Source organism: [Clostridium] symbiosum ATCC 14940 (assembly GCF_000466485.1).
In the GTDB taxonomy this organism is placed as follows: domain Bacteria; phylum Bacillota; class Clostridia; order Lachnospirales; family Lachnospiraceae; genus Otoolea; species Otoolea symbiosa.
In genome coordinates this window covers 8,175-16,272 of record NZ_KE992827.1, presented here as the reverse complement: position 1 = coordinate 16,272, position 8,098 = coordinate 8,175, and the positions used below count along the sequence as shown (strand labels likewise).

The following is an 8,098-nucleotide window of genomic DNA, read 5'->3' as shown; positions in this document are numbered from 1 at the left end:
TCACACAATGCCCTATCTGGGCGCACTTCCTCCATCTTCATTTTGTCAATATCCGAGAGCTTGCCCTTGATGGTCTTGATGGCCTTTGACTGGTCTACCGTCTGAATGTGCATGGTGACGGTCATTTCCGTGTCCAGCTCCAGAAGCTCCGCAAGCAGTTTGTCCGAGAGCTCCGAGGCGGTTATCTGCAAATAAGAGGCCGCGCCCCACGTCGCCCCCACCTTGAAGAATCGGCCCCGGCGGAAGTCAAAGCTGGTCGGGGCGATAAAGTCTTTTGTGGTCATGCCTGTCTGCGGTATCTGCTCCCATGTAAAGGTGAAGGGCTCCCGGCCTCCGGGGTGAAGCTGGCCGTGAAGGATTTCCAGACGCTCCCGCCCGGGGAGGGGACGCGACTGAACGCCTAACTGTTTGAAGTTCCCCATAATGTCGGCCTCAATCCGTTCCAGCCGGGGCCGCGCCGCCTTCACGCTGTCCGCCGGGACGCCGAAGGTTATCAGCTTCGTGCGGACAATGCCGTTGTTGCTTTTGGCAATCTGGTTTTCCAGCATTTCCACATACTCGGCCCGGATACTGTCAAACTCGTCATGCCTCAGGGCGATATTTACGGTGTACTTGCTTTCAGGCCGGGAGCGGTGGTTGATGAAGGAAAGCTGGAAGGGCAGGGCACTGTCAAAGTAGTTCAGGAAGGAGCTCCACCCGTCAAAGATGGCCGACTGATCTTCGGCCTGCGCGAGCTGGTAGTTGATGTCCTCAAACTCCACCGTCTTTGTGTAAACGCCGTTGTTTAAGCGGCATACACCGTCCCGGAACATTTCCCGGAACGGGATTGTCTGCTGTGCGGTCTGCGGCCCCGCCTGTTTCCGGCTCTTATCGCCCGCCCGTTTGGGCGCGGCCTGTTTTGCCTCTTTTCCTTTTCGCAATCCTTGTACCTCCTTTCGGTGTGTCCTCCGGCTTCGGGCCAACTTGGCCCGAAGCGCCGGGGCCGCTCCATGCGGCGTAGAAATTTTCGGTCTTGTAGGGCCGGACTTGGGGCCAGAGGAACCGGGCCCGGATATAGTTTCGCAGTATCTTTTCAAAGGGGAGGCCGTCACGCTCGTACATGGCAAAGAAAAAGAATGGGAGCATGAGGCCAATCATCAGGAACAGTGCCGGACTGTTACCGATGATGGGGCGGGTCAGCAGATAGACGGGGATTCCCACCGCCGCCGCGCCCGAGAAACAAATAAGCTGGCGCTTCGTCAGGTTGAAGGCCAGCTTGGTCTTTACTTTGGATAAATCTTTCGGAACCTGCACATAGGGCAAAGCTCAAAACCTCCTTTCATCACCTCGGGCCAACTTGGCCCGAAGCGGTTATCGTGTTTCGCCCCGGGCCGCGTCCTGCCGGACAGCGGGCCGGGCGGTTTCCCTCCCCCGTGTCCGCGCCCTCCAATATGCGGGGTTGTGCTCCCGGAGGGATTGGTTGATGTTTTCTTCAAACGCCTCCTTGTTTCTGATCCGGTCGGGGATTTTCCAGAGCCGCTTATCCAGCAGTTCCCGGAAAACAACTTCCTCCTGTGTATCTTCCTCAAAGCAGATATAGCCGCCCTGCCGGAACCCGCATTTCTTTGCGGCGGGGGAGAGAAAAGCCGCCACTTCCTTTGAAACCATTGTCCCGCCGTGGCTGGCGGTGCTCACCAGAAAGACGCCCGGACAGAGAATATCACAGACCTGCACACGGCCCCACGGCGATATTTCCGGCTTTCGGTACATGGGCTGTCCTCCTTTCCGCCGGGGAACCTCGGGCCAACTTGGCCCGAAGTGTTACCGCTCCACCGCCTTTGTGGGCTTTTCCTTCGGGGCTCGGGCGGCGTTCTCCTTTGCCGCCTTCTTCGTTCCGGCTTCCAACTGGCCCTTGATGGACGCCTTTTCCGGGGGTGGAGCCTGCCGGGCGGCGGCAATCCGGGCCTGCAACTTTTCTATCTCCTGTTGGTACGCCTCTAAAATCGCCCCGTGAAGTTCCTCCCGGAACTCCTTCGTGATGGGCTTCACCGTGTCCCGGTAGCCTGTCCGGCTGCTCTTATCCGGCTTGCTCGGCATACCCACATACAAGCCCTTGTCACTCTGTAAAATCTTGAAGTCCTCCACCACAAAGCAGTCGTTGAGCTTCACGGTGGCAAAGCCCACCAGATTTTTGATGGGGTCAATGGGCCGGGCGGTCACGTCCAGCTTTAAGCCGGAGCCGCCGGGGGCCTCCTGTTCCGGGGCCTGCGCGCCCGTGGTCTTTTCTTCGCTCATTGTCATTTCCTCCTTTCCGGGCCGGGGAAGAACCTCCCCGCCCTCGTAGCGGTAGCCTGCCCGCCTGATTGCGGCCAGCGTGTCCGCAGACACGTTTCCGCTTAACTGAATATCTGTGTCGGCCATAAAGCGCAGGGTGTCCGCCTCGGTAAAATCTTCTGCCAGTTTTCCATGCCATAGCGGCTGAATACTCCCGTCCGAGGCCACCCCGTACCGTCTCGGGGCCATAGCCTCACCTCGTTTCTGAAACCCCGGGCCAACTTGGCCCGAAGCCCTGCCTTATCAATGAGCGCCAAAGATGGATTTTGCGAGGGAGCCCGTCTTAAAGAGCGTAAAGCAGAGCAGGACGGTATAGCCCACACAGCCCCATATCGCGCCTATCATGTCCCCGCTCGTGGCAATCCCCTGTATCAGCACCGCATAGATTGCGACACAGACGATAATCAGAAGCCCTTGAAAGCCCACCGCCAGCAGGGAGCGGAAATAGTTCTGGCCCATGCTCCCGATCTCCCGGTTGACTACCGTTGCAAGGGGGATTGGGGCAAGGCTCGTCATTAAGTAAATCTCAATCATTCTCCCGTAGACAATCACGAAAATCACGATATTGAGCGCGGTCATGGTAAAGCCCACAAAGAAGGATTGGAGCCAGAGCCCGAGCAAGGGGCCCAGCTCCATCGCCTCCAACTGCGTCTCCATATCGGCCAGCATATCCGGGGTAATTTCGGTGCTCCCCTGTATCAGTCCCGCCGACTGCTGGACAACGGACTGCGCCATATCAAACACGCCCATCACGATATTGAAGGTGTTGGACAGAATGAGAATGGCGCAGAAGGTCTTGAATGTCCACTTAAAAAATATCCATGTGTCTATGTCGTGCAGGTTGTTCCGCTCAATGAGTAGCTGAATAAGCTCGTAGCACATGACGAAGGTGAGCACCAGCCCGGCGATTGGGAGAATGACAGTCTCGGAGAGCTGCCGTATCATGGAGAAAACCCCGGCGTTCCATGCCGCCGGGGCCGTCCCCACTTGGTCTGCAATCTCTCCGACCTGCGCGTTTACGTTGTCAAAGAGCCCGCCGAGGTTGCCCATGATACCGGCAACCAGCAGGCCCTTGAGCCATTCCGCGATTGCGTCGAAGATTATCTGCATGGCGTCTCCTTATCGTTTAGCTGAACAGGCCGGACAGCAGGGGAATGAGCGTCGTTCCAATCAGGATAATCCCGCCGCCGCTCATAAGCTGTTTAATTCCCTGGCTCTTGGCTCCCGGGTTGTCCGAGCCGTAACCTTCCAAAAGATTGACCACGCCCCAGACCCCGAGGCCCGCGCCGATGGCGATAACAAGGATTTTCAGGGTGTCGATAGCAGAAGCAAAAAATTCCATATAGTTTTCCTCCATTCAAAATATATGTTGTTGTGGGGCCAGAGCCCCGGCTACGAAAAAAGCCGCCCTTTTCAGGCGTTGGGAACCTCGGGCCAACTTGGCCCGAGGTCAGGCGAAGGCGTCCGGGTCGTCCAGATCGTCATAATTTAGAATATCGTCCTCGGCGCTGTCCGCGTCCCCGGCCCCGTAAACCTCGTAGACTTCTTCGGGGTTCAGTTTCAACCGGGTGCTTATCAGCTTTTCCAGACGGAAGGCGTTGCGCTTCTTGTCGGCCTCCGCCGTGTATTTATAGTTCGGGTGCTTTTTCAAATCGTACTTTGGGGATAGGAAGGGCCGGAGCCCCCGAAGCTGTAAGATACATTTACTCCCGTCCATTGTGGTGAGCTCGTCCATTGTCATCAGCTCTTTGCCGAGCCGCTGGAGGTTCTGGCCGTAGCTTTCCGACTGGCCCCGCGTCCGGCTCTCGGTATACATGGAGATTGTCTCTTTTCCCAGTACCTCCGAGATTTCCTTAATCGTGGAGTGCTCCCGGCCCCCGAGGAAGATAACCGAATCCATGTTTCCTAAGATGGTTTCGGAATTGTCTTTATACAGGGCCTTGCACTGGCTCATGGCCTGATAGAACAGGCACAGGCTGATTTCCCGGGAGCGAATGACAGCGACCATTTTTTCAAGCTGCGGCACCTGTCCCGTGTTGGCGGCTTCGTCCCACAGCACCCGTACATGATGGGGGAGCCGCCCGCCGTAGACGTTATCGGCCTTTTCACACAAGAGGTTAAACATCTGCGAGAAGGCCAGCGCCACGATAAAGTTGTAGGTGCTGTCCGTGTCGGATATGCAGAAGAACAGGGCCGTTTTCTCGTCCCCGAGCCTGTCAAGCTCTAACTCGTCATAGCTCATAATCTCCCGGAGCTCCGCAATATCGAATGGGGCCAGACGCGCCCCACAGCTAATCAAGATACTTTTCGCAGTCTTGCCGCTGGAAAGGCGGTACTTGGCATATTGGCGCACCGCGAAGCATTGGGGCTTGCGTTTGGCGAGGCCGTCAAACATATAATCAACGGCATTCTTGAAACTTTCATCATCCTCCCTTACTTCCATGCTGTTAATCATTTCGACTAACGTGTTCATGTTCCGTTCTTCCTCCGGCCCCTCAAAGACGATATAGGCCACAAGGGCGCAGTATAAAAGCGTCTCGGCCTTCGTCCAGAACTCGTCCCCCTCTTTCCCTTGTCCCTTTGTGTTGGTTATCAGGGCGTTTACGAATTTCAGAACGTCGCTCTCTGTCTTGATGTAGGCCATCGGGTTATAGTGCATACTCTTTCGGAAGTCCACCGAGTTGAACACCTTAAATTTATAACCCTTCCTCTTTTGCAGGAAATGGCCCACTTGGGAGAGGACACCGCCTTTCGGATCTACGCACACATACGAGGAATGAGCCTGAAGGAGCTGCGGGGTCAGCCAGAACCGGGTCTTTCCCGAGCCGGACGAACCGATAATACAGCAGTTGAGATTTCGGGCGTTGGCCGGGATTTTGGGCCGGGTGTTCATAGTCAGAAATTCCGTCCCGGTCAGTATCACGTTGTTTTCAAACTTCGGGTCTACGAATGGGGCTATGTCTTTGGCCGTTCCCCAACGGGCCGAGCCGTATTCCACGTCCTTCCTGAATTTCTTTGCGTTCTTCACTTTGTTATAGACCACCAGCCGGAGCACCACGGCCCCCACAAGGCCCACCAGCAAATCGAAGCCAGCGAGGCCCGGCGTGATTGTCCCGAAAGCCGGGCCTATGGTTTTCATCATACCTATGAGCTTCGCGCCGAAGTCCGCACCTTCCGCGAGGCGGTAGGCCGTCCCCACCTTGCAGAAGAACCAGAAAATAAACAGGTACGGGAGATTGGGAACCACATATTTTTTGATTTTGGTGTTCACCGTTCCTGCACCGCCTCTCTGGTCTTTTCCCGTTCCTTCTGCCGGGGCTTGACGCGGCCCATAGCCTGCCGGAGCCCGCGCCGGATAGAGGGCTTGTCGTTCTGGCGGGCCATCACCCGCTTGGTATACTCGGAAAATGCCGCCGTGATGGCGTCGGCCTGTCCCGCCTTGAAAAACAGGAGATAGTCCTTTGGGCCTACCTTGTGGAACGCATAGTCTACATTGAATTTCCGGGCCACCCGGTCAAACAGGCGGGCGTCTCCCTTTAGCTGGATACTGTTGGACTGTCCGGTGTGGCCCATGAGCTGTTTCACGGTCTGCCGCCCGTGGGGCGTGAGTGCGTCCCGGTTGTGTTTCTGCACTCCGGCCAGAAACTTCTGGCACGCCATGAACAGCACCCGGCCCGTCAGCTTTGCCGCCTGTACGGATATAGCCACAGTCTTTCTTGATACTTCTTCTTCCATTGATACCTCCTTCCCGTCCGGGAGCCGCCGGTTAAAACCGGAGGCCCCCGGGGATATGGGAAACCTCGGGCCAACTTGGCCCGAGGTCTACCGCTCGTCATGTACCGCCGCCGGAGCTGTCTTTTCCTTCTTCGGCGGGCTCGTTTTCTTGTGCTCTTGCATGGTTTTTAAGATAGAAGGCTGTCTTTCGGCGGTACGTTCCAGCCGTTCAAGACTGGCAACCGCCTTATCCAGACTGTTCCGGGCCGCAAGGAAACAGGCCCGTTCCGCCCGGTAGGGGGCCTGTACCGTCTTTGCCAGCTTGCCGGGGGCCTTCGCCTCCTGTACGGCCTCCTTACCCATCAGGGCCTGGCCTATGTTTTTCAAGTGCCGCCCGACTTCGTGGTACTCGGCGCTTACGGCCTCTATTCTGGAAATGGCCTTCTCGTCCGCCTGTATGCCTTCGTTGATGTTGTTCCGCAGGGCTGTCAGCCCCGGCTTGATATGGAAGAACCGGGCAGCGTGATCCAGCGCGGAAATTCCACGTTCCTTCACAGCGGCCAACGTATTTTTACAGCCCTCAATGATACCGGCTTTTAGCTCCGCGAGACTGTCACGCAGGGCAAGAATACGGTCTTGCAGGACAACGATTGATTTTTGCAGGGCTGATTTTAACGGGGGGTTCTTCATTTTCTCCAAATCCTGCCGCATAGCTTTCAGCTCGTCAACCGCACTGGCAAGCTGTTTTTCCATTTCGGAAACATGCCCTATAGCCTCTAACAGTTCTTTTCCTGCCGGGGATTGGTTTTCTTTCAGCAGAGCCAGCAGTTCTTTTACATACTCATTTTCAGCTATCGGCGTTTCCACGGCGGGCGCTTTCTTCTTTGGCAATATTCACACCTCCTTTCGTCCGGCCAGCAAAAAACCTCGGGTCAAGTTGGCCCGAGGTCTACCGTTCCTCATGGATCGCGGCCTTTGCTGTTTTGCCATGTTCCGGGGGCGGGGCCTCCCGGAATTGTTTCAATGCTTCGAGAATGGAGCGTCGGGGTTCATCGGGATAGGAAAATATCTGGTATTCCTCTGGAACCTTCCCGTCATAGTGTTCCATGAAGGGACTCCCGTTGTTCTCGATATAGCCGCCCCCCGCAAAATCGCTTGTCGTATTTAAGAACATATCCCTTCCGTATGCCTCATAGTCAAAATAGTCTTTGATATGTTCTGGCACGTCAAGGGCTCCGCACTCGTCAATGAGATACCGCCCCAATTCTTCCTCATTCTGTACCTCTGGGTAAAATTCGTAGCAGTCAAGGTTTTGGGTCAGGTTGATTAAATCCTTAACGCTCCCGGTATATTCTCCGAGCGAGAGGGCGGCTTCATATTTTGCCTTCTGGCCGTTGTCCAGTCCGTCCAGTAGGGAGGCAAGATAATTCAGTTCGTCAATACTTTCGCCTTCTCCCAAATGGTTCCGCAGCCCGGCAACATTAGTTTCATAATCGGCAATAAAGATTTCCTCATACCGTATACCGTCCACGCCAATCTTGGAAAGTACGGCCTGTACTTCCTCTGTTGAGGCGGGAAATCTCAACGGTTCCACCGCGAGAATCCCCTCATTGTATTTGCCGAGATTGCCAATATAGGCGCTAATCATCGCATCGAGCCTCCCGGCCCTTGTCTTTCACGGTCAATATGCCGTCCAGGGTGGTTGCTGTGATGTTGAGCCGCCCGGCAACGGCAATATCATTCTTCACATCTTCTGTCATACCGTTGCCGCACACCACCAGAACATGAGCCCGGCGGAGCATATCGCGGGACATGTCAATCCCGCTTTTGTGTTCCTCGGGAATATTGTCATTCAGGAACAAATGCAGGTAGAGCAGAGGGCAGACCGGGGAAAATCCGGCCTCATAGACCGCCCTGCAATACTGCGCCGCCTGTTCCGTGTCGGCCTTGTGTTCGCCTGTCCACGCGGCGGTGATGTATGCTAAAGGTCGTTTCATGGGGTTCCTCCTTCCTGTTTGCGCTTAATAGATAGCCCATCCCCTCCGCCCCTTCCCGTGGGAAGGGGAACGGC

Annotated in this window: 10 protein-coding genes and 1 pseudogene; all 11 read right to left on the bottom strand. The window is 55.9% G+C overall.

Annotated elements, in window-relative coordinates:
• Positions 1 to 920: pseudogene (locus tag CLOSYM_RS03795) on the bottom strand (VirB4-like conjugal transfer ATPase, CD1110 family); the annotation flags it as partial.
• A complete protein-coding gene (locus CLOSYM_RS03790; RefSeq protein WP_021641022.1) occupies positions 868 to 1,302 on the bottom strand; it encodes a PrgI family protein in 435 nt (144 codons plus the stop codon). The gene CLOSYM_RS03790 and the pseudogene CLOSYM_RS03795, both read right to left, overlap by 53 nt.
• 48 nt (positions 1,303 to 1,350) lie before the next feature.
• Positions 1,351 to 1,749 (bottom strand): DUF7007 domain-containing protein, encoded by a 399-nt coding sequence (locus tag CLOSYM_RS03785; RefSeq protein ID WP_021641021.1) that lies wholly within the window; start codon positions 1,747 to 1,749, stop codon positions 1,351 to 1,353.
• A gap of 51 nt (positions 1,750 to 1,800) precedes the next feature.
• Entirely contained in the window at positions 1,801 to 2,502 is a 702-nt protein-coding gene (locus tag CLOSYM_RS03780; protein ID WP_021641020.1) for a septation protein SpoVG family protein, read from the bottom strand.
• A 54-nt stretch (positions 2,503 to 2,556) separates the two neighbouring features.
• Positions 2,557 to 3,423, bottom strand: coding sequence for a VirB6/TrbL-like conjugal transfer protein, CD1112 family (locus tag CLOSYM_RS03775; protein ID WP_021641019.1), 867 nt, complete (start codon positions 3,421 to 3,423; stop codon positions 2,557 to 2,559).
• A gap of 16 nt (positions 3,424 to 3,439) precedes the next feature.
• Entirely contained in the window at positions 3,440 to 3,655 is a 216-nt protein-coding gene (locus CLOSYM_RS03770) for a Maff2 family protein (protein WP_002575635.1), read from the bottom strand.
• A gap of 108 nt (positions 3,656 to 3,763) precedes the next feature.
• Positions 3,764 to 5,584 (bottom strand): VirD4-like conjugal transfer protein, CD1115 family, encoded by a 1,821-nt coding sequence (locus CLOSYM_RS03765; protein WP_021641017.1) that lies wholly within the window; start codon positions 5,582 to 5,584, stop codon positions 3,764 to 3,766.
• Entirely contained in the window at positions 5,581 to 6,048 is a 468-nt protein-coding gene (locus CLOSYM_RS03760; protein ID WP_021641016.1) for a PcfB family protein, read from the bottom strand. Before CLOSYM_RS03760 ends, CLOSYM_RS03765 begins: the two co-directional genes overlap by 4 nt.
• An 87-nt stretch (positions 6,049 to 6,135) precedes the next feature.
• Positions 6,136 to 6,918 carry a DUF6674 family protein gene (locus tag CLOSYM_RS03755; RefSeq protein WP_021641015.1) on the bottom strand — a complete coding sequence of 261 codons (783 nt, stop codon included), beginning with the start codon at positions 6,916 to 6,918 and terminating at the stop codon, positions 6,136 to 6,138.
• Positions 6,919 to 6,976: 58 nt separating this feature from the next.
• The gene (locus tag CLOSYM_RS03750; RefSeq protein ID WP_021641014.1) at positions 6,977 to 7,675 is read right to left on the bottom strand and encodes an antirestriction protein ArdA; all 699 of its coding nucleotides are present in this window, start codon (positions 7,673 to 7,675) and stop codon (positions 6,977 to 6,979) included.
• Positions 7,668 to 8,024 (bottom strand): DUF7768 domain-containing protein, encoded by a 357-nt coding sequence (locus CLOSYM_RS03745; RefSeq protein WP_021641013.1) that lies wholly within the window; start codon positions 8,022 to 8,024, stop codon positions 7,668 to 7,670. Before CLOSYM_RS03745 ends, CLOSYM_RS03750 begins: the two co-directional genes overlap by 8 nt.
• Positions 8,025 to 8,098 lie beyond the last annotated feature (74 nt).

What these genes read in the sequence shown, in the direction of transcription:
- CLOSYM_RS03785 (WP_021641021.1), bottom strand. Translation starts at nt 1,749, where the DNA reads ATGTACCGAAAGCCGGAAATATCGCCGTGGGGCCGTGTGCAGGTCTGT.
- CLOSYM_RS03780 (WP_021641020.1), bottom strand. Translation starts at nt 2,502, where the DNA reads ATGGCCCCGAGACGGTACGGGGTGGCCTCGGACGGGAGTATTCAGCCG.
- CLOSYM_RS03775 (WP_021641019.1), bottom strand. Translation starts at nt 3,423, where the DNA reads ATGCAGATAATCTTCGACGCAATCGCGGAATGGCTCAAGGGCCTGCTG.
- CLOSYM_RS03770 (WP_002575635.1), bottom strand. Translation starts at nt 3,655, where the DNA reads ATGGAATTTTTTGCTTCTGCTATCGACACCCTGAAAATCCTTGTTATC.
- CLOSYM_RS03760 (WP_021641016.1), bottom strand. Translation starts at nt 6,048, where the DNA reads ATGGAAGAAGAAGTATCAAGAAAGACTGTGGCTATATCCGTACAGGCG.
- CLOSYM_RS03750 (WP_021641014.1), bottom strand. Translation starts at nt 7,675, where the DNA reads ATGATTAGCGCCTATATTGGCAATCTCGGCAAATACAATGAGGGGATT.
- CLOSYM_RS03745 (WP_021641013.1), bottom strand. Translation starts at nt 8,024, where the DNA reads ATGAAACGACCTTTAGCATACATCACCGCCGCGTGGACAGGCGAACAC.